Below are 20352 nucleotides of genomic sequence, written 5' to 3' on the forward strand. Positions count from 1 at the left end.
GTGTTCATTTAACAGGACATTGACTTATTGTTTGAGTCAGAGGATATGACTGATGGTGTGCCCACTACTTGTTGCTCAAGTTGTTGCTCAAGTTGTTGCTCAAGTTGTTGCTCAAGTTGTTGCTCAAGCCGTTGTAAGGCATTCATTAAATGCTTTGCGGATTGATGGGCAGGCAATCTGTTCTGGTTAAGGGAGAAAACCTCCATCCCCAATAAAGGCTGACATTGATGATCTGACAGGGTTTGCAAGATCTCGACGAGAGGAATGCTTCCCTGCCCTGGCAACAGGCGACTGCACGAAGCCTCCTTCATCAAGACTTGTGCATCTTTTCTACCTGTGTAGCCTTTTGAAGCGATGTGAAGCAATTTTCTAAAACCGATGGATCGGCTGCTTTCCCAGCCAGTGGCTAGCAGGGAAAGGTTGGCTTTAATATCCTGATGCCAAGTCAACGGCTGAGGTTGAGAAGAGATATCACACAGTTGAATATTACTGATGCGCCGAAGCTGCTGACGGCCCAGCCTTTTCAAATCCTGAACTCTACCGCCACTGCGGTAAAAGTGCAGACAGTCAAAAGTGACAGCGGCATTGTCTTGCCCTGAAGCCGAGATGAGTTCAAACAACGTAAGATAATCAGGAATAATCGTCCATGGCAGAATTTCAAAATCCACACGCAAACCATGCCTGGCTGCTCGCTGGCATACTCTGTAGACCGTCTCGGTGAGTGCTGTCTGGCTCAATTTCGGGGCAAAAGCAGGAGACACATTGATGCTCGGTGCTTCCAATGCTGTCGCAGCTTCATAAATCAGTGTTTCAGCCGCTGATTCATCGGGGCTGAACCAGTCCAATAATGGGTCAATGGTGACTACCTTGATCTCCCGTTCCCTGAGTCGTGCCTGCATATCTGCCACGCTGAGCTTTTCCCGGGTGCGGGCATTCAGGTAGTGATGTGGAAACAGGGATATAGCATCAAACCCCGCTGAGTGTGCAGCTTCGACTCGTTCGTGAAAACGGACATTGGGCAAACTGCCCGCACAGAGAACCCGGGTCGTTGAATTCATCACTTGAACCACTCTCCCTGATGTTATTATTGATTGGGTTTGGCCATGGGCGCTACAGCCACTCGCGTGATCAAACCAGGAATCAGCTGATAGAGCCGTGTAATGACTTTGTTGATCGCCGGGAAAATAATAGAACGATCATTGTTCTCAATATACCGGGGTAATCGGAACAAAGTGCATTGAGCGCATCGGTATTGATATCTGCGGCATAAACAATAGACCCCTGCTCCGAAAACAGTTCACAGATTCCACGGCCTATACCTGACGCTCCGCCAGTCACCAGCAGGGTTTTACCCATGATAGAGGTTGTGCCCATTATTCGTTCCTTGGTTGGGGAGTAGACGAAGGGAGGTGAAAAATCGGGCAGAGCACTGCTTTCAAATAGGTTCGGAGTGACTCTTCTGTCTGTGTAAAATGAGAAGGCTGACTGATCAGGGATATCGTGATTCTGCCTAACCAGTCAGCCAGCAAAGGCAGCGGCAACTTGCTGGAAACAAGACCCTTGCTTTCTGCGTTGGCATAATGATGAGTTAGGGATTGCTCAACCAGATCAGTGAGAATATTCAGAGGAAGCCCATCATCCTGTTGTGCTCCGGATGAATCTCCGTAAAGAATATGCTGCATTTCGAAGTTATTGCGTCGTCGCATCAAGAACAGAATGCTTTCTAATACCACCTCTTCCAGATTGTCGTAGTAACGGGTGATCACCTCGAGTTCTGACAGAGCTTGATTGGCATCTCTGAGCAATACTTTATTCAGTAACTCACGACGGTTCCCTGCATAACGATAAACTGTCGTACGACTCATACCCGCTTCAGCAGCTACTTGCTCCAAAGTCGTATTTTCTACACCGTAAACGCCATAACAGTGAATCGTTGCCTTCAGAATACACTCATGAGTTGCGCGGGCTTTTGTAGTGCTTTTAGACATAAAGTTTCTCAATACTGCCTTTTCTTTCGCAATGGACACTGTGTCCTTTCGCCATACGCCAGAGCAGTTATGACTCAGCCTTTTAAAAACCGATGACCCTTTCCTGCCAATGACAGACGATCCAAAGCTATAAGAAAAATCTCAAAGTGGTATTTTATTGTATTTAATCCCATTTTATGAAAGATTGTGAAGCACTTTTAGATAAAGATGTTTTTTATTTCGCAGGAAGCTGGATTTTTCTGCTCATGAATTTCACTAATCAATGAGTCCACGGTCATGAAAATAACAATAAGCCGCTTACTCCTGATGGTGTTCCTGACGACACTGAACGCTTATGAAATGACCACAGAAAAACCTAATATTATCGTGATGGAGGCAGACGACCTTGGGTGGGCCGATGTAGGCTTTCATGGCAATCAGGATATAGACACTCCCTCTCTGGATAAGCTGGCAGCTCAGGGTGTGCAACTGGATCGTTTTTATACAACCCCTATATGTTCACCTACACGTGCTGCTCTTATGACTGGCCGCGACCCTATGCGCCTGGGTATTGCTTATGCGGTTGTCATACCATGGAGTAAGAGGGTGTCTTAAAAGCCAAAATTCAAACCCAGTGAGGCGCTTTGCTCGGTGTAGAATGACACTTCATTGGGACTCTTTCCCAGCTGTCCATTTTTTCTATAAATGGGTGACACTTCTCAAACAACACCCAGAGAAGCCAGTTGTACCATAAAATAGCGTAAATATTGGCCTTTACAGCCCTACTCAGGTTGTAAGCCAGCAAGTGCAAACCAAATTCCAGTTTAACCTTTTCCAGCCCCTTGCGACGGAAGCGGTTTAATTCCTGTACATCCCGTAAATAGGCAAACACAGGTTCAACCATCGCCTTCCTTTTGCTGAAAGACTTTTTGGCTTTCGGATGCTGCATAACCTACCTCAGTGCATCTTTAGCATCATCCATTGCATAGCGCTTTATGCGCCGCCCCTTCTTATTGCTCGTGCATTTATCTTTGAGAAGGCAGCTTTCGCAAGGCCCATTGCCATATATCTTCTGCTCCTTTGTGCGAGCGCTCCCTTTTATCTTACCAATGGGAATCAACTCATCTTTTGGACAACAGCTTCAGGCTCTGTAGGGCTTACGACAGCACTATCACCAGCCAGACAACTTCCATCGGAGTCTGTTTTTTTGAGAACGGCTCGTGTCAGGCTTTCAAAGAAAGCACCGGTCATGGACTCGCTGTGCATATTGATGAAGCGACCAATAATGGCATGGTCTGGAAAAATCCCTCCGGTAACCCACATACAGCCAAGATCGACACGGGCTAATCGTTCCAGAGTTCTCAACGAGGTAATGCCTTGCATAATGCCATAGAGAATCAAACCCATCATATTACGGGGTGAATAAGGAGGACCTCCTTCTAGGAGGCTGACCGAGAATATAGGAGGCTGACCGAGAATAGCGTCCGAGCATAAAATTCAGTAGAACGAGTCAGCTTTTTCACTGAATTTGTGCGAATAGTTGACCTATTTAAGCAAATTCAGTGGAAAAGATGGCCGTTCTTTCTGAATTTTAGGCCGGACTGTCTATTCTCGGTCAGCCTCCTAGTTGCCTTTGCGGTTGATGAACACAAACAGCTGGCCACTGAGAGGATCTTCCTGAAGCTGGCTCTTGACCAGTGCTAACAGCCCGTCATAGGACTTTCGCATATCGGTGGGCTGGGTGCACAACCACACTCGGACACCGGATACAGGGAAGAACATGTTACTGGCGCACCCTGAGGATGACATTGCCGGGCAGCATAATCATAAATTGCCAGTGTTGAAAGACGTCCTTAAATGACCGGTTACTATATGATCATGCAAGCTACCAGGAGACCGTCGAACTTAAGACTGTCCTATTGCGGCTCGCAACAGATATCAGTCTTCAGTGTTGCCATCAAACAACCTATGCATAGCTTCATGGATATCATCGTCAACAGGAGAATCTTCTATCTGGCCTGTTCTTTTTTGTGCAGATTCATACTGTAAAAAATACTCCCGCAGCTCATGAGCTGTTATTCTCTGATCTCTTTTATGAGTGCACTCTACGCTCATCAGCTTTAAAAACTCAGAGTCGTTATGCAAATCACGAACCTTATCTTTATCTAATGGGTTTACACCGCAATTACTGAGTCTGATACTGGCCTGGGAGAACACATCAGGGGTCAATATTTTAAAAAAGAAGCCATGATAATTTGAGTGATCTTCTCCTTCTAACATCGCTCTAAATACCTCGTATCCCTTATCATTTAAATCTTGTGCCCCCGATAAGAAAAACATCACTACGCCTATCCCATAAATATCCGATGCCTGCACTATTCCTTTTGATTGATAGCCTGCTTCAGGCTCAATAAAATCTCGATTCCCCCGAGAGCACAGTATTGGATGATCAAGAGTCAATCCAAAATCACTGATTTTCACGAGATAAAAACTTCCGTATTTTTTTAGAAGAATGTTATGGATAGATATATCGGCATGAATGATCCCTTTACTGTGTATAAAGGCAATAGCAGCAGATATTTGATAAGCAATTGAAAATATTTGCTGCTTAATTTTAGGAAATTTATCGACTACCAGTTCGGTCAGCGAACAATCCATACGTTCAAGAATAATTATTTTGCCAAAATAGCTCTTTGTCGATACTTTTAAATACCCTAACATTTTAATTATATTTCGATGATTCAGCTGTTTTAAAAAACTTACCTCATTGACACTATGCCGCATGTCAGATTGTTCACTACAACAAATTTTAGCAACTATTTTTTTGGGCTTTCCGGGAGGATAAAGGCTTTTAACAACCGTTTCTCCTACAATAAATATATGCTTTCTTTTATATAATATCTGACATTGATGCCCTAGGTTGTAGTCAGCAATTGCTCTACAAATCCGTCTTTGAGATTCGCCTTTCCTTACATAACAATCAACGCCAAACTTTGATACGACATTATATTGTATTGCAGTTTTCTGAGGATCAGAAACATCGTCTATTAAACCATAATGTGTAATTTGAGAACCTGACGAGCTTGTATCTATATCACTGCTGACGCTGCTACTATCGCTGTCACTGCTAGATTCATAGCTTCCGCTACTATTTACATCGCAATCTTCATCCTCATCACTACTTTCATCACTACTTTCATCACCACTTTCATCACAGCCATTATCGAAACTGTTATTACCTTCGGAATTATTACCTGATGCTAAAACGATTAATTTAATGGACGTGAATGCATAGGTATTATCTAATAGATCCCCTTGCCCATAATCGATAAGATCGGACTCAGCAAACGAAATATATTCACCCTTTACATTCATATTATCATGAAAAGATATAGGCTCATCGGCATGAGTTTTTATGAAAAACTGAATAACACTGTTCTCAGTAATAATTTTTGTTTTTTCTAAAAAAATGAGTAATTTATTAATATAGCTTTCATCCGAAAACAGATAGTTTTCTAACTCACTGGCAAATTCATCCGCCTTATCATTATCCTGTCTGAAAGATAAATAGGAGCTTCTGCTATAGTCTGATTTAAATAGAGTCAAGCCAAAAAGAGTGAGCAACAGGTCAAGTGGTATTGGCTGATACATTTTTGTTGATGCATAACTCTGGGCAGAAGAAATCTCTGTCATTGTCATTGCGTTAAGCATTGTAGAAATGAACAGAAGGCCAGAGAAAAAAAGACTGTGACTCTTCAGTCTGAAAGAAGACATCATAACATCCTATAAAACCAATAAGCTTAAACCAAACTTTGAGACTTATGTATTAGCTTTAATAATGTGACTTATTTTTAGTTTATAAATCACATTCCAACAACCCTCAAACAACGTAGCAGGTATTTCCCCCCCCGACCCCCCTCCCTGCCTTCAGAATTATTGATTCAACAGATTATTCGCTGGATTAATACAAAAAAATTCCACCCCACCAGCCTTATGTCACCTCCTCCAAAGAGGCAGGAACCACTCTTCAGAATACTTTTTAAGGTCAGCCAGCCATACCGCCTGGTCAAAACACCCTTCTGCCTGCTTTCAGCTCAGCTATTTTTAACCGATATTACCTAAATGTCTGGCCGTGAATGAGTGCCTCAGCCTTAAGCCCAGCAAAAACAAAAGCTCTGTTAATATTTTGCTTTGGGCTCATAGTGCTGACGACAACAAAACAACAACAGAGCTTAAACGATAGAAACATGACTGAACTTCTTCTAACCCCGGAGCCCTGGATTGCTCTGGCAACATTGACGATCCTGGAGATCATTCTGGGCATCGACAACATTATTTTTATTACAATCGTTGTTGATAAACTGCCCGAGCATCAACGTAACAGTGCCCGCAGGCTGGGATTGTTACTGGCTATGTTCACACGAATCGCCCTGTTGCTCTCCATTACCTGGATCATGAGTCTCACGGTTCCTCTCTTCCACCTGTTCGATCATGCTATTTCGGGTCGGGATCTGATTCTTCTGGGTGGCGGCCTCTTCCTGCTGGCAAAATCGACACATGAAATCCATGATTCTATTGAGCCCGGAGAGGATGAAGGCCCTAACCTTAAGCCAAGAGGCTATGTCATTACCCTTGTCCAGATTGCGCTGATCGATATCGTTTTCTCCCTGGACTCAGTGATCACCGCAGTCGGGCTGGCAGAACACTTGTGGGTCATGGTCACTGCCATTATTATTTCAGTGGGTATTATGATGTTTGCGGCAGCCCCTATCGGAGAGTTTGTCAGCAACCACCCTACATTCAAAATGCTCGCGCTCTCATTCCTGATTCTGGTTGGCGTCTCTCTTATGGGAGAAGGTCTGGACTTCCATATCCCGAAAGGCTACATCTACTTTGCCATGGCGTTTTCCCTTGCTGTCGAGATGCTCAATAGTCGCTTGCGATCGCGACAATCCGGGCAGTAATAGCAGATCATTCGCCACACACTGAATAACACCACTGACATCTGGAGCTGTTATGTCCTGCCCAATTCTGTTTGACATGGACGGTGTGATTGCCGATTCCTGGGAACCCTTTTTCTCATTCTGGTCCGAGGTTCTGATCAATCTGGGTGCAGAAGAGATGGCGACGGAAGAACAAATACTGGCATTGTTCGAAGGCAATTTTTTTGAAGAATTGAGCCACAAGGTACCTGGCAACTGGATGCAACCCGCTTTTCTGAGCCATGCCCGCCTGGCCCATTTACAATTTATGAAGAAATGCCCATCAATCCCTCATGTCAGCGAGGGTTTGCAGCACCTTTCTCAAGACTTCCCTCTTTATCTGGTCACCTCCAACTTTGCAGAAGCGGCTGAACACTTTCTGGAAAACCAGAACATTGGCTGCTTCAGAGAAGTACTGGGAATGGAACACAGCTTCAGCAAAACAGACAAAATCCGGACTGTTATGAAGCAGCATTCGGATCAGCCCTGCTACTTCATCAGCGACACTTCCGGAGACCTTCACGAAGCCCGTAAAGCCGGAGCTATTCCTGTTGCTGCGGCATGGGGATGGCATGATCGTCCAACACTGGAAGCGGCAAATCCTGCCTTCATACTTGACACCCCCCCTGAACTGCTAGAATTCAGAACTCACATTTAAAGCTCAACAGGTCCCCATGAGACTCAACCGGTTCAGACATTACTCACTTGGCCGCTTTATTCTGATAGGTGCAGCCCTTCTACTCAGTGCTTGTGCCAGTGACATGAGTCAGCAGGACAGTACCAAGGCACCTCCATGTACTGAGTCCTGGTGTCATGAGCAAAAAGACAAAACCACCGCAGAAATAGACAATGCCCGGAATGACGAGAAGCGCCGAAACGAAATGATCAAAGATAACAAACAACCGATCCCGGGCACTTACTATCCGGTGGATCACACTAACACCTCTCACACTCCCGACACCCCACAGGGCATCAGCTACTGAGGCTGGCAATACCGATGGATACCTTGAAAGCAGAACTCATCAAGCTCAGGTCTCACCTTTTAACGGGAACCAGCCACATGATTCCCTTTGTGGTGGCTGGCGGCGTATTGCTCTCGCTGTCAGTCATGCTTCATGGTAAAGGCGAACCGCCCGAGTATGGACTCCTCAAAGATTTGTGGGATATGGGCGTTGCAGGATTCACCCTGTTTATACCGGTTCTTGGAGGGTATATAGCCTGGTCTATTGCCAGCCGCCCCGGACTGGCACCCGGCATGATTGGCGCCTGGCTGGCGGGTCAATACGGGGCAGGGTTTCTTGGTGCCATGATTGTTGGCTTCATAGCGGGCTATATCGTCAATGCCCTCAAAAAAATCCCTCTCTCCACCACCATGAGACCCGTCGCCTTAATCTTTATCTACCCTCTGGCAGGTACGTTCCTGACTTCTGCACTGGTCATCTGGGTGATTGGCCAGCCCATTGCCAACATGATGAACTACTTGAATGAATGGCTGCACAGTTTACAGGGGCTCTCCAAAGTATCTCTGGGTGCCATTCTGGGTGGTATGACTGCTTTTGACATGGGAGGCCCCATTAATAAAGTGGCCACCCTGTTCGCCCAGACTCAGGTCAAGGATCACCCTTATTTAATGGGCGGAGTCGGTGTTGCCATCTGCACCCCGCCACTGGGTATGTGGCTGGCTACGCTACTGTCTCCTAAAAAGTACTCGGCAGAAGAGCGAGAAGCCGGAAAAGCTGCATTGGCTATGGGTATGATAGGTATTTCGGAAGGAGCCATTCCCTTTGCCGTTGCTGATCCGATACGGGTTATACCCGCCATTGTTCTGGGAGGCATTACGGGCAATATTATTGGATTTATGGCAGGAGTCATCAATCATGCGCCCTGGGGCGGCTGGATAGTTCTGCCTGTGGTGGATGGCCGGCTCTGGTACATACTGGCGACTATTGCAGGTACTTTGGTGACAGCTCTGGCAGTTAACCTTATGAAACCTTACAAACCTGAATCTGAATAAAAACGATCAGTAAGCGCTAATAATCTTGCGCACTTTGCTCATCCTTAACTTGTATTGCGTTTATCTTGAACTTGTATTGCGTTCATCTTGAGCTTGTCGAAGGATGTTGACCATGCCCTTCGACAGGCTAAAAACAAACGTTACAAAGTAAAACGCTTGGTTGCACTGGCTCGAAAATTTCACAAAGTGCCAGCTTTCCTCGCAGAAAGAAATTCTGCCTGTCGTCGATAATTACTGTTACTCTGCAAAGAGAATGCCTGACGGTCAGATCATAATTTATGAAGAACACTCACTCTCTGGTTGAAATTACACCGCAAAGTCATGATGTTATTCTCGAGATCGCCTATGCCACCGAGAACAACTTTACCGGTAAGCCCATTTATAAAAAGCCTCTGTGCCTGATGCACGAAGCAGCAGCCAATAAACTGCAAAGAGCCATTGAAGTTCTGGAGCCAATGGGTCTGAAGCTAAAAATCTGGGACGCCTTTCGCCCTCAGGAGGCACAGCAGGAACTTTACCGCTGTGCACCCGACCCCGAATATGTCTCTCACCCACAAACCGGTGTGCGACCTCATTGCAGAGGCATCGCCATTGACCTCACATTGATTGATCCGTTTGGCAATGAGCTGGAGATGGGGACCGAGTTTGATGACTTTCGCCCTCTTGCACACCATGGCAATGATCAGGTTTCTGATCTCGCCCAAAAGAACCGGTTAATACTGGCCGGTGCCATGAATGTGGCTGGCTTCAACCCCATTCAAAGCGAATGGTGGCACTATCAGTTACCGGATGCTGATCAGTACCCGGTGTTAAAAGAATCTGATATCGATTCAGGTATTAAGTGAATTTGCAATAAAAAAAGCTCCCTGGCGTGTGGTCACTATACTAACTCCTCACCCATTCACTCTCAGCAATCCAAAAGGATTATCTGACCAGGGAGCTCCAAGTGAGAAGTCTGTATTTATTCGTTCTAGCCTCTCTTTTCATTCAGTCCCTGCATGCCACTTCAGACCTCACCTTTTACCCTGATGATCCTCAAGTCGATCTCCCCAGAGTCATCCCATCCGGATACACCATCACACTCAAACGTTATTGCCAGTCAGCAACCACAGAAATAAATAACACAAATGCGCCACTCATTCTGAACGGCGCTACGGTCAAAATCGTTCAAAAGAAGTCAGACAAGGGAAAAGGCTGGTTAAAGATCATTGTTCCTAAGGAAGCACTGGGCTTACTGAAGCAGTCCTCGGGCAATGACCCGGAACAATGGCTTAAAGTGTACGGCTCTCTGGCTGATGATTCCGGATCAACAGGCGCACAAACCACTCTGAAGAGCCTGTCTTTTCCTGCCCAAAGTCTGTCACTTCGAGGCATTGTAAAAAGTGAACATGATAATAATGACATGCTGTATGAAGCTCAGGTCCCTCTGGATCATGTGAAAATTTCTGACGCCACTACCCATTCAGGTTTCAAAGAGACGCCTGAAGAAATCATTCGCAAAGAACTGGCCTGCCGCGCAGCAGAAAAAGCCAACAGCCCGATGTTAATGACGACGCCCCCTGACTCTAATACATCGATGGTCACTCATGATTCAAGTTCATACATTCCACAGGATATGATGGTCTGGATTGCAGGAGGCTCGGGCAGTTTATTTCTCACACTTAAACAATACACTGGAGGGGATACCGTCCCTTCCTTCGTGCACTCAGCTATTACCGGAACAGGTTCCAACTATCTTTATTTCAGCCGCAATACATCCTATGTTGAGCGCATCACCCTTCAGAGAGAACCTGCTAATGTCTGGGAAATCGTTCTACCTCTGATTACTTTTGGTTACGCCGCCTGGGAAATATTTGACTCTATTCAACATGGCAGCGCAGCCTTTTTTATTCATGGAACAACCATATTCGTCACCTGTTCCACGTTTTGCGCTCTGGGTCGGATACATCTGGTCACTGACGGACTTATTGTGGAGTTCTCTACCATCTACCTGAACTTCCTGAAATACCACGCCGCTATGCGTCTACTGTTTGCCACTTCATTTTTTGTATTCCGATGGGGTATTTTCCCCTATGAATGGTTAAAGTTTGCATTAGCTGTTTATAGAGGAGAAGCACAATATGAAAACAGCCATATTATAAATCCAGTTGTTCTATCGTCAGGCGGGGTCTTTATTGCTTTGAACACGTATTGGGGAGCTTTGATTCTCCATCGAATAGCAACAACCTGGTTCAGCATTAAGAAAGCCCAACCTCATTGATCGCTGTATTGAGAAGTGACAAAAGGTGCAGCTCATAAATACTCTACTCACCCTGAGCTGCTATACAAACTCCGCTCACCCTGAGCTTGTCGAAGGATGCTGGACACGCACTTCGTCAGGCTCAGTTCGAACAGTATCGGGCTTAGTCCATAACTGCACTAACTGGCAGCATTAATCGCCAAATCTTCAACCTGACTGATCAATTTACGAATCTCAGGAATACAGGACCCGCAGTTGGTTCCTGCCTTCAGCGACTGACCCACTTCAGCAGGATCACTAAAGCCTTCTTCTTCAATGGCCCGGCAAATCGTTTTTTCTCCAACGCCAAAGCAAGCGCAAATGACCTTACCGGTATCTTCGCCCTGGGGTGGCATGCCTGCCAGAAGACGCCACCGCTCTGAAAACGGTATATCTTCTTTATCAAAAGCCCCCTGCAACCATGAACGGTCACTGTCTGATAGTGTTTCTCCCACAATCAGCAACGCCTGCAACTGACCAAGAGCAAACCAGGCACTTCGGCTGCTGCCTGTCTCAGGGTCCGTATAATCAATCCGCTCTTTCTCTGAGCCGATGATGTCCAGTGCGGTCGTATCAATAGATTGACCCGCCAGCTCATAGCGAAATCCCTGCTGAAACTTCACTTCTGTCCCATAGTCAAAACGATCAAAACACTGTTTCTGACGACTCAGAAGAACGGCTTGTTGCTGCAATGAGACCGCTTCAATACTGGCCGGAGTATGCTTGCAACCCGGTTGCTTTGACCAGGGATCTACGGCTGACTTCACCAAAACACCGCAATGCCCTGTTTTACTGTTTTGACGAGTCCAGTGCATGGGCATAAAAACATTACCCTTACCCACTGAAGGTGTGACAGTCACTCTGATCAGGATGGAATCAAAGGCCGTACTCAAACGACACAAAGCTTGATCGGCAAGGCCATATTTTTCAGCATCATCAGGATGAACTTCTACAAAAGGTTCATCCATATGCTGACTCAATCTGGGTGACAGAGCGGTCCGTGTCATAGTATGCCAATGATCACGTACCCTGCCTGTATTCAGTAGCAGTGGATAGTCAGTATTGGGCTGATGGTAAGAGACCTTGAACTCGGTAGAAACTACGGTTGCCCTACCCGTCTCTGTGAAATAGCCTCCATCAGCAAATAAACGAGTATGCGGTTGTGCTGCCTTATGACCTTTAATCAGTGGCCATTGAAATGGCTCAAGCGCTTCATATTCGGCATCAGAAATAGACGCCACCGCACCGATATTAAAGTCCCGAACACGCCCCTGCGAATTATTTTCAAAGGCCGATAAAGCTGCATGCTCACGAAAAATATCTGCTGAACTCTGGTAATCAAATGCCTCACCAAAACCGACTTTTTCAGCCACTCTCGAAATAATCCACCAATCGGGTTTTGATTCTCCGGAAAGGTCAAACAGGGCTCTTTGCCTGGAGATTCTTCGCTCTGAATTAGTGACCGTACCGTCTTTTTCACTCCAGCCAGCGGCGGGTAAACGGATATGGGCAAACTCAGAAGTGTCTGTTTTCTCAATACAATCAGAGACCACCACAGTCGGACACTTTTTAAGAGCACTGATCACCGTATTGGCATCAGGCATACTGACCACCGGATTGGTGCCCATAATCCAGACAAACTTGATTTCACCGTTATCCATGGCATTAAACAAATCAACCGCCGTTTTACCAGGAGACCGGGCAATATTGGGAGCATTCCAAAACCGTCTGACACGATCAATATCTTCAGCGTTTGCAAATTCCATATGGGCAGCCAACTGATTCGCTAATCCGCCCACCTCCCTGCCGCCCATGGCATTAGGTTGCCCCGTCAGAGACAATGGCCCTGTTCCAGGCTTACCTATACGACCAGTGATCAGATGACAATTAACAATGGCGTTAACTTTGTCGGTACCGGCAACCGACTGATTCACCCCCTGAGACCAGGCAGTGACGACTTTGTCAGTGTCGGCAAACCACTGGCAGAATTGCTTAAGTGCCGTTTTCTCAACGCCACACAGTTCAGCCACTGCAGAAAAGTCGCCTACTTTTTCTGCTGCTTTCAGAGCCTCTTCAAAGCCCTGGGTATGCTGATCAACATACGCTGTATCCACCTTATTGTGCTTTTGGAGGTAGCTGAATAGTTTATTAAAGAGTGCAGTATCAGTGCCTGACTTCAGCGGCAGGTGCAAATCAGCAATATCACAGGTGTCGGTTACCCGTGGATCAATGACGACCACTTTCATCTCTGGACGCTGCTCTTTGGCTGCCCGAATTCTTTGAAACAGAACCGGATGACACCAGGCCGTATTGGCACCGACCAGAACAACCATATCCGCCAGTTCCAGATCTTCATAACTGCCAGGCACGGTGTCCGAACCAAAGGCTCTCTTCTGTCCTGCAACGGTAGAGGCCATACAAAGACGGGAATTGGTATCCATATTGCCGGTGCCAATGAAACCCTTCATCAGCTTATTGGCTACATAGTAATCTTCCGTTAACAGCTGACCTGAGCCATACAAAGCGACGGCTTCCGGACCATATTCGTCCAATGTCGCTTTCAGTCGATTGGCAACCTCATCCAGAGCTTTATCCCAACCGACTCTCTGTTCATCAATAAATGGCGTGAGCAACCTGTTCTCAAGAGAAACCGTCTCCCCCAGTGCACTGCCCTTTGAACAAAGTCGCCCCAGATTAGCCGGATGATCTTTCCGGCCTTCAATATCAACCAAATGCAATTCTTTATCCGTAACTGTCGCCTTGATGCCACAGCCAACACCACAATAGGCACACGTTGTATGGATGACTTTCGGATGTTCATTGCTTATATTGATGCTGCCAGCCATGGGCATACTTCCTTTGTCCGTACTTTCTTATTGATTCAAAGAGCCTGCAAACAATTAAAAGGCTCTCAGGCTGCGCTCAGGTAACGTTTTCCGAAGATCAGTCGGTCGCGAATATCCGAAATATCCTGCCCTGTTTCCATCAACTCCTGGTACCAGAGACCATCGGACGCATCACCATAAAGCAATGCACCCTTGAGCTTGTTATCGCTGACCACCAGTTTGCGATAGATCCCCACCCCTGCAGCATCAATGATGATTTCTTCATCATTCTCCCGGGCGACAAACTGACCGCTGGAAAACAGATCAATACCATCGACTTTCAGGCTGGTAGGGATGGGAACCGGCTCAAACCGCTCTCCCGAAGTACCCAACAAACGATGGACAGCTACTTCAGCATGACCATAAACGGGAGCAACAAGACCAAATAAATCGGTGTTCAGCTGAACACACTCTCCAATAGCCGTAACCGATGGATCAGAAGTCTGCATTCTATCATTGACCAGAATACCTCTGTCGTATTCCAGTTCGGTTTCCCTGATCAGTTCGATATTGGGTCGAACCCCTGCAGTGACCACTACCAGCGAAGCCTGCAACCACTCGCCATCTTTCAACTGAACGCCGGTGACTTTTCCGTCTTCGCCGGTGTAGGAATCCAGCATGGCACTGCAGCGGAATTCAATACCCGTTTCTTCCAGCGCTTCCTGCAAAAGGTTACCGGCCTTTTCGTCCAGTTGACGGGCCATGGGAATGGGCATGGTATCAACCACGGTGACCTTCATGCCTCGTCTGGCAAGACCACTGGCACATTCAAGCCCCAGCAGACCGCCGCCGATGACAACAGCCTGAGCTTCCGGATGGGAAGATGCTGTCAGCATCTGCTCAACATCATCCAGATTCCTGAAAGCCATAACCCCTTCCAGATCAGCACCAGACACAGGAATACGATTGGGAAGAGAGCCTGTTGCCAAAACCAGATGATCGTAATCAAAGCTTTGACCGCCTTCGGTCTCGACTCGCTTTAATTCAAGGTCGAGCGCACTGACCCGATAGTCACTACCGGACAACAGGCTGATATTCTGATCCTGGTACCAGGACTCTGGCTGCAGCTGAATGCCCTGAAGATCGACACTGCCTGCCAACAGTTTGGATAACTGGATACGGTTGTATCCCGGGCAATGCTCTTCAGAAAGAACCGTGACCTGATACTGATGGCCATGCTGCTCAGTCAGCTTTTCGAGAAAGCGGACCGAGCCCATACCATTACCCACCACCAGCAACTGTTTTTTTGCGGACGAGTGATGGTCACTATTTACCCGCTGAAGGCCTTTTACTCGCTCAGGGCCTTTTACTCGCTCAGGGCTTCTGGCCGCCTGTAATGCCGCTGTCATATCAGGCTGCCTCTACGGTAGCCGATGCCAGTGACACCTGAACCTTCTGGTCCACCACTTCAACCGGATAGGCATTCAGTGAAACAGTCTCATCTTCCAGACACTGACCGGTACTCAACTCAAAGTGCTGTTTATAAATCGGTGATGCCACGACCAGCTTCCCTTCCAGATCGCCGACCAGGCCACGGGAAATAACATTGGCCTGACTGAATGGGTCGTGGTTATCCAATGCGTATACTTGGTCGTCTACTTTAAACAGGGCAATCTGAACGCCTTCCACCAGGGCACAAACACCCAGGTTAGGAATAAGATCACCTTCACTGCAAACGGTTGTCCAACCTTTATTGGCTTGAGTCATAATAAAGTCTCCTTATCGCTCGCTTCGTTTACAGCTGTTTCAGGGTAATCTTTTCGTCATTTGTGGCCGGGCGTATCTGATCACGCTCGCTCACAAACACCACGTTACTGTCGCTTTCATCACTGTTGATAAAGTGATTGAAACGCTTGAGCTTCTCAGGATCTGAGAGGGTGGTTTTCCATTCGCATTGATAAGTGCCTACCAGGTAGGTCATCTCATCTTCCAGTTCCTGACAGATACCCAGACTGTCTTCAATGATCACTTCGCGCAGGTAATCGAGGCCGCCTTCCAGATTTTCCATCCAGACAGAAGTCCGCTGCAGACGATCGGCAGTACGGATATAAAACATCAGGAAGCGATCGATGTATTTGACCAGAGTTTCATCGTCCAGCTCCGTAGCAAAAAGATCGGCATGACGAGGCTTCATTCCGCCGTTACCACACAGATAGAGGTTCCAGCCTTTCTCTGTGGCAATGACACCGACATCCTTACTTTGAGCTTCTGCACATTCGCGGGTACAACCGGATACAGCCATCTTGATTTTGTGCGGAGAACGTACTCCCCGGTAACGATTTTCAACAGCAATAGCCATACTGACACTGTCCAGTACACCGTAACGACACCAGGTACTGCCTACACAGGACTTAACGGTCCGCAAAGACTTACCGTAGGCATGACCGGTTTCAAAACCGGCATCAACCAGGCGCTTCCAGATGTCCGGTAACTGTTCGACCCGGGCACCGAATAAATCGATACGCTGACCACCGGTAATTTTTGTATAGAGGTTATAGTCCCGACCTACCTCACCAATAGTGATCAGTTTATCGGGAGTAATTTCACCACCCGGCACCCTGGGCACAATGGAGTAAGTGCCGTCTTTCTGCATGTTGCCAAGGAAATAGTCATTAGTGTCCTGCAACTGGGCATGCTGATCATTCAGCACGTATTCATTCCAGCAGGAAGCCAGCACCGAGCCTATGGTTGGCTTGCAGATATCGCACCCTCGCCCTTTACCATGCTTTTCCAGCACTTCATTAAATGACTTGAGTTCACCAACACGCACCAGGTGGTAAAGCTCCTGACGGGAATGAGGGAAGTGTTCACAAATATCTTTTTTGACCTCAACCCCAAGCTCAGTCAACTCATGATCCAGTACTTGCTTGACCAGAGCGGTACAACCACCACAACCGGTACCGGCACTGGTCTCAGCTTTCAGCGCGCCCATATCCATGCAGCCACCGGCAACGGCATTGACCAGGTCACCTTTGCTGACGTCATAGCAGGAACAGATCTGAGCAGTTTCTGGCAAGGCTGCCACACCGAGACCTGAAGAAGCAGACCCGTCTGTCTGTGGCAGGATCAGTTCAGCCGGGTTTTCCGGTGGACGTATGTCGTTCAGCATCATCTGCAGCAGAGTGCCATACTCTTCAGCATCACCTACCAGCACAGCACCCAGGACTTTTTTCTTGTTCTTGGAGACCACCAGCTTTTTATAAACTTCTTTTTCTTCGTCGATCAGCTGGTAACTCAGGCTACCTTCAGTATTACCGTGAGCATCACCAATACTGGCAACATCAACACCCATCAGTTTCAGCTTGGTACTCATATCAGCACCCGTGAACTGACTACTGCTTTGGGCGCTGTCTTTATCGGCTACCAGTTGGTCGACAACCACCTGCCCCATCTGATAACCCGGTGCTACCAGACCAAAGATACGGCCACTCCAGAGTGCACATTCACCAATGGCAAAAATGCGCTGATCCGATGTACGACAATCGTTATTTATAACAACACCGCCGCGCTCACCCAGTTCCAGCCCGGTACTCTTTGCCAGCTCATCACGTGGTCGAATACCTGCTGAGAACAGCACAATATCGGTGTTCAACTGCTCTCCATCGGCAAACTGCATCTGGTGAACAGCCCCTTCACCATCCACTATCTGCTGGGTATTCTTGCCGGTATGAATGGAAACGCCCAGGCCTTCAATTTTGCGCCTGAGCATAGCACCGCCGCCATCATCAACCTGTACCGCCATCAACCGTGGCGCAAACTCAACTACGTGAGTTTCCAGGCCCAGATCTTTCAGAGCCTTGGCGGCTTCCAGTCCCAGCAAGCCTCCACCCACAACCGCTCCCACCTTACTGTCACGAGCCGCTTCTTTAATCGCTTCCAGATCTTCAATGGTGCGATAAACAAAACAGTTGTCACGGTCGTGACCTGGCACTGGGGGCACAAATGGATAAGACCCTGTGGCCAGCACCAACTGGTCATACTTTTTTGTATTCCCACTGGCAGAGTGCACTTCACAGGATTCACGATCGATCGATGTTATAGCTTCATCAAGTATCAGGGTAATACCATCCTGATCATAAAAGCCTTCGGAGACCATAGAGAGTTCTTCCGCTGAACGGCCGCTGAAAAACTCGCTGAGATGAACCCGATCATAGGCAGGACGGACTTCCTCACCATACACCACCACGTCGTAACGCTCTAAACCACCTGCATCTACCAGCTTTTCCAGAAAGCGGTGACCAACCATGCCGTTACCGACTACCACCAGGGTTTCTTTCCTGCTCATCTCGGACATCCTCTTCAGTGTGGAGCCTTCGTTCGCTGCAACTGCATCCTTTATACAGCGAAACGTCTCCACTCAAGACTTTGTTCTTAGAGGCTGTTTGGAATCTAGCCTCTTTTATACCTGCAGTGGTTTATGCAACTGTCATGCCCACTTTCTAAACCCTATGAAAAGAGGGGGTTCTATTTGGCAACTTAAAGCAAGCGCACCAAAATGACGCACCCTTTCATGAACAGCTATGGAACGAGCACTGTTTTGGTGAGCGCATGCATAAACTCGGACACCCCAGCCTTTTGAGCAGCGGACATATAGATATGGAGAAGGCAATGCTTTCATAAATAAAGAATAAATATGCAGCACACATCAGTGCATTGGAGATGTTGGCCTGATGTTTGCGTATAGAGTTGAAAAATCGGCTCACATAAGAATTATCACAAACAAGGAGTTTGTATGAGCAATCCCGATTCCTTCAACCTGTTTTCCTTTACCGGGAAGACCAAAATTCTACACCTCAGCTGGATTGCCTTCTTTATCAGCTTTGTCGTCTGGTTTAACCATGCACCATTGGCCCTGGCCATCTCAGAATCTCTGGGACTGACTCGTGAAGAATTAAAAACACTTTTGATTCTTAACGTGGCTCTGACCATTCCTGCCCGAGTTATTATTGGAATGCTGACCGACGTCTATGGCCCCAGAAAAGTTTACTCAGGACTGTTGGCTGTCTGCAGTATTCCCTGCTTTATGTACGCCATGGCGGATGACTTTACTCAAGCCGCCATTGCCCGTTTTCTGCTGGGTACTATCGGTGCTGGCTTTGTAGTCGGTATTCGTCTGGTGTCGGAATGGTTCCCAGCCCGTCAATTGGGTACAGCGGAAGGTATTTATGGTGGCTGGGGTAACTTTGGTTCTGCTGCTGCCGCCATGTCACTACCTACCCTTGCCCTTGTCTTTGGTGGGGATGACGGCTGGCGCTATGCCATTGGCCTGACCGGCGTTATTTCGCTGCTGTTCAGTGTCGTCTTTTATATGAATGTCACTGACACTCCCAAAGGCTCCACCTACTTCCGCCCTAAAAGTGTAGGGGCGATGGAAGTGACCAGCAAAGGCGACTTTGCCCTTCTGCTGGTTATGAAAATTCCTATGTATGCGGCGCTGGCTTTGCTGACCTGGAAGCTTTCACCCAACGGCGTTGCCATGCTGAGTGCCGAAATTTCAACAGCCATCTATGTGGTACTGGCGGCCATCTACCTGTTTGATTCCTGGAAAGTGTGGCAGGTTAACAAGCACATTTTCTCTGAGCCTGTACCTGCGATTCACCAGTATCAGTTCAAACAGGTTGCTGTTCTGAATGTTCTTTACTTCGCTACCTTCGGTTCTGAACTGGCTGTAATTTCCATGCTGCCTCTGTTCTTTGCAGACACCTTTGAGCTGGACCCCGTCATGGCCGGGCTGGTGGCTTCCGCTTATGCCTTTATGAACCTGATGTCTCGTCCTGGTGGTGGCTTATTGAGCGACAAGTTTGGTCGCAAGATCACCCTGCTGGTTCTGACTGCAGGTCTGGCCGGTGGTTACTACATGATGAGTATTATTGACTCCAGCTGGCCTCTGGTACTGGCTGTAGTTGCTGCCATGGCCTGCTCCTTCTTTGTACAGGCCGGTGAAGGTGCCGTATTTGCTGCCGTACCTCTGATCAAGCGTCGTCTGACGGGTCAGATTGCGGGTATGACAGGTGCCTACGGTAATGTCGGTGCCGTTTTCTACCTGACGGTTCTGTCTCTGGTCGATTACTCGACATTCTTCATGGTGATTGCAGGAACCGCAGTTCTTGGTTTCTTCACCCTATTCATGATGGAAGAACCTAAAGGCCAGATTGCCGAAGTGATGCCAGACGGCAGTGTTACCATGATTGATGTAACCTGATCCGCCTGTCATAGTGAGGGTCAT

General features: G+C 47.4%; 19 protein-coding genes. 8 read left to right on the forward strand and 11 right to left on the reverse strand.

Annotation, left to right across the window (positions count from 1 at the left end; translation table 11 throughout):
* Positions 1–8 precede the first annotated feature (8 nt).
* The 3 genes from GZ78_RS13865 to GZ78_RS27550 all read right to left on the reverse strand — a co-directional run bounded on the left by GZ78_RS13865 (position 9) and on the right by GZ78_RS27550 (position 1988).
* Complete coding sequence (locus GZ78_RS13865; RefSeq protein ID WP_034837145.1) at positions 9–1058, reverse strand: sugar phosphate isomerase/epimerase family protein; 1050 nt, start codon at positions 1056–1058, stop codon at positions 9–11.
* Positions 1059–1140: 82 nt separating this feature from the next.
* The gene (locus tag GZ78_RS13870) at positions 1141–1374 is read right to left on the reverse strand and encodes an SDR family NAD(P)-dependent oxidoreductase (protein ID WP_034837148.1); all 234 of its coding nucleotides are present in this window, start codon (positions 1372–1374) and stop codon (positions 1141–1143) included.
* Positions 1374–1988, reverse strand: a complete 615-nt coding sequence (locus tag GZ78_RS27550) for a TetR/AcrR family transcriptional regulator (RefSeq protein WP_152558729.1) — start codon at positions 1986–1988, stop codon at positions 1374–1376. Before GZ78_RS27550 ends, GZ78_RS13870 begins: the two co-directional genes overlap by 1 nt.
* A gap of 276 nt (positions 1989–2264) precedes the next feature.
* On the opposite strand from GZ78_RS27550, the gene GZ78_RS13880 reads away from it, so the two are divergent.
* Complete coding sequence (locus GZ78_RS13880; protein WP_034837151.1) at positions 2265–2582, forward strand: sulfatase-like hydrolase/transferase; 318 nt, start codon at positions 2265–2267, stop codon at positions 2580–2582.
* A 10-nt stretch (positions 2583–2592) separates the two neighbouring features.
* On the opposite strand, the gene GZ78_RS13885 is transcribed toward GZ78_RS13880, so the two are convergent.
* The 4 genes from GZ78_RS13885 to GZ78_RS13900 all read right to left on the reverse strand — a co-directional run bounded on the left by GZ78_RS13885 (position 2593) and on the right by GZ78_RS13900 (position 5660).
* Entirely contained in the window at positions 2593–2916 is a 324-nt protein-coding gene (locus tag GZ78_RS13885) for a transposase (RefSeq protein WP_034837153.1), read from the reverse strand.
* 167 nt (positions 2917–3083) lie between these two features.
* On the reverse strand, positions 3084–3464 hold the full coding sequence (locus GZ78_RS27555) for a transposase (RefSeq protein WP_330217620.1): 381 nt from the start codon (positions 3462–3464) through the stop codon (positions 3084–3086).
* A gap of 126 nt (positions 3465–3590) precedes the next feature.
* The gene (tnpB, locus tag GZ78_RS13895) at positions 3591–3749 is read right to left on the reverse strand and encodes an IS66 family insertion sequence element accessory protein TnpB (RefSeq protein WP_161787383.1); all 159 of its coding nucleotides are present in this window, start codon (positions 3747–3749) and stop codon (positions 3591–3593) included.
* Positions 3750–3905: 156 nt separating this feature from the next.
* A complete protein-coding gene (locus GZ78_RS13900; protein ID WP_161787384.1) occupies positions 3906–5660 on the reverse strand; it encodes a protein kinase family protein in 1755 nt (584 codons plus the stop codon).
* A gap of 554 nt (positions 5661–6214) precedes the next feature.
* On the opposite strand from GZ78_RS13900, the gene GZ78_RS13910 reads away from it, so the two are divergent.
* From GZ78_RS13910 to GZ78_RS13935, 6 genes are all read left to right on the forward strand, one after another.
* Entirely contained in the window at positions 6215–6931 is a 717-nt protein-coding gene (locus GZ78_RS13910) for a TerC family protein (RefSeq protein ID WP_034837161.1), read from the forward strand.
* 52 nt (positions 6932–6983) lie between these two features.
* On the forward strand, positions 6984–7607 hold the full coding sequence (locus GZ78_RS13915; RefSeq protein WP_034837164.1) for an HAD family hydrolase: 624 nt from the start codon (positions 6984–6986) through the stop codon (positions 7605–7607).
* Positions 7608–7623: 16 nt separating this feature from the next.
* Positions 7624–7932: a hypothetical protein gene (locus GZ78_RS13920; RefSeq protein ID WP_034837167.1), complete on the forward strand. Its 309-nt coding sequence runs from the start codon at positions 7624–7626 to the stop codon at positions 7930–7932.
* Between the two features lie 14 nt (positions 7933–7946).
* Positions 7947–8963: a PTS fructose transporter subunit EIIC gene (locus GZ78_RS13925; RefSeq protein WP_201772714.1), complete on the forward strand. Its 1017-nt coding sequence runs from the start codon at positions 7947–7949 to the stop codon at positions 8961–8963.
* Positions 8964–9241: 278 nt separating this feature from the next.
* Positions 9242–9808: a D-alanyl-D-alanine dipeptidase gene (ddpX, locus tag GZ78_RS13930; protein WP_034837169.1), complete on the forward strand. Its 567-nt coding sequence runs from the start codon at positions 9242–9244 to the stop codon at positions 9806–9808.
* A 101-nt stretch (positions 9809–9909) separates the two neighbouring features.
* Entirely contained in the window at positions 9910–11223 is a 1314-nt protein-coding gene (locus tag GZ78_RS13935) for a TLC domain-containing protein (protein ID WP_034837172.1), read from the forward strand.
* Positions 11224–11381: 158 nt separating this feature from the next.
* Here the strand turns inward: GZ78_RS13935 and GZ78_RS13940 are convergent, their stop codons facing one another.
* The 4 genes from GZ78_RS13940 to nirB form a co-directional block, all read right to left on the reverse strand.
* Positions 11382–14087 (reverse strand): nitrate reductase, encoded by a 2706-nt coding sequence (locus GZ78_RS13940; protein ID WP_051786266.1) that lies wholly within the window; start codon positions 14085–14087, stop codon positions 11382–11384.
* Positions 14088–14152: 65 nt separating this feature from the next.
* Complete coding sequence (locus GZ78_RS13945) at positions 14153–15475, reverse strand: NAD(P)/FAD-dependent oxidoreductase (RefSeq protein WP_051786186.1); 1323 nt, start codon at positions 15473–15475, stop codon at positions 14153–14155.
* A 1-nt stretch (position 15476) separates the two neighbouring features.
* Entirely contained in the window at positions 15477–15833 is a 357-nt protein-coding gene (gene nirD, locus GZ78_RS13950) for a nitrite reductase small subunit NirD (protein WP_034837174.1), read from the reverse strand.
* Positions 15834–15861: 28 nt separating this feature from the next.
* Positions 15862–18411, reverse strand: coding sequence for a nitrite reductase large subunit NirB (gene nirB / locus GZ78_RS13955; protein ID WP_034838291.1), 2550 nt, complete (start codon positions 18409–18411; stop codon positions 15862–15864).
* A gap of 447 nt (positions 18412–18858) precedes the next feature.
* Between nirB and GZ78_RS13960 the strand changes: the two genes are divergently transcribed.
* A complete protein-coding gene (locus GZ78_RS13960; protein WP_034837177.1) occupies positions 18859–20328 on the forward strand; it encodes a NarK family nitrate/nitrite MFS transporter in 1470 nt (489 codons plus the stop codon).
* Positions 20329–20352 lie beyond the last annotated feature (24 nt).

This window comes from Endozoicomonas numazuensis (assembly GCF_000722635.1).
Taxonomy (GTDB): domain Bacteria; phylum Pseudomonadota; class Gammaproteobacteria; order Pseudomonadales; family Endozoicomonadaceae; genus Endozoicomonas_A; species Endozoicomonas_A numazuensis.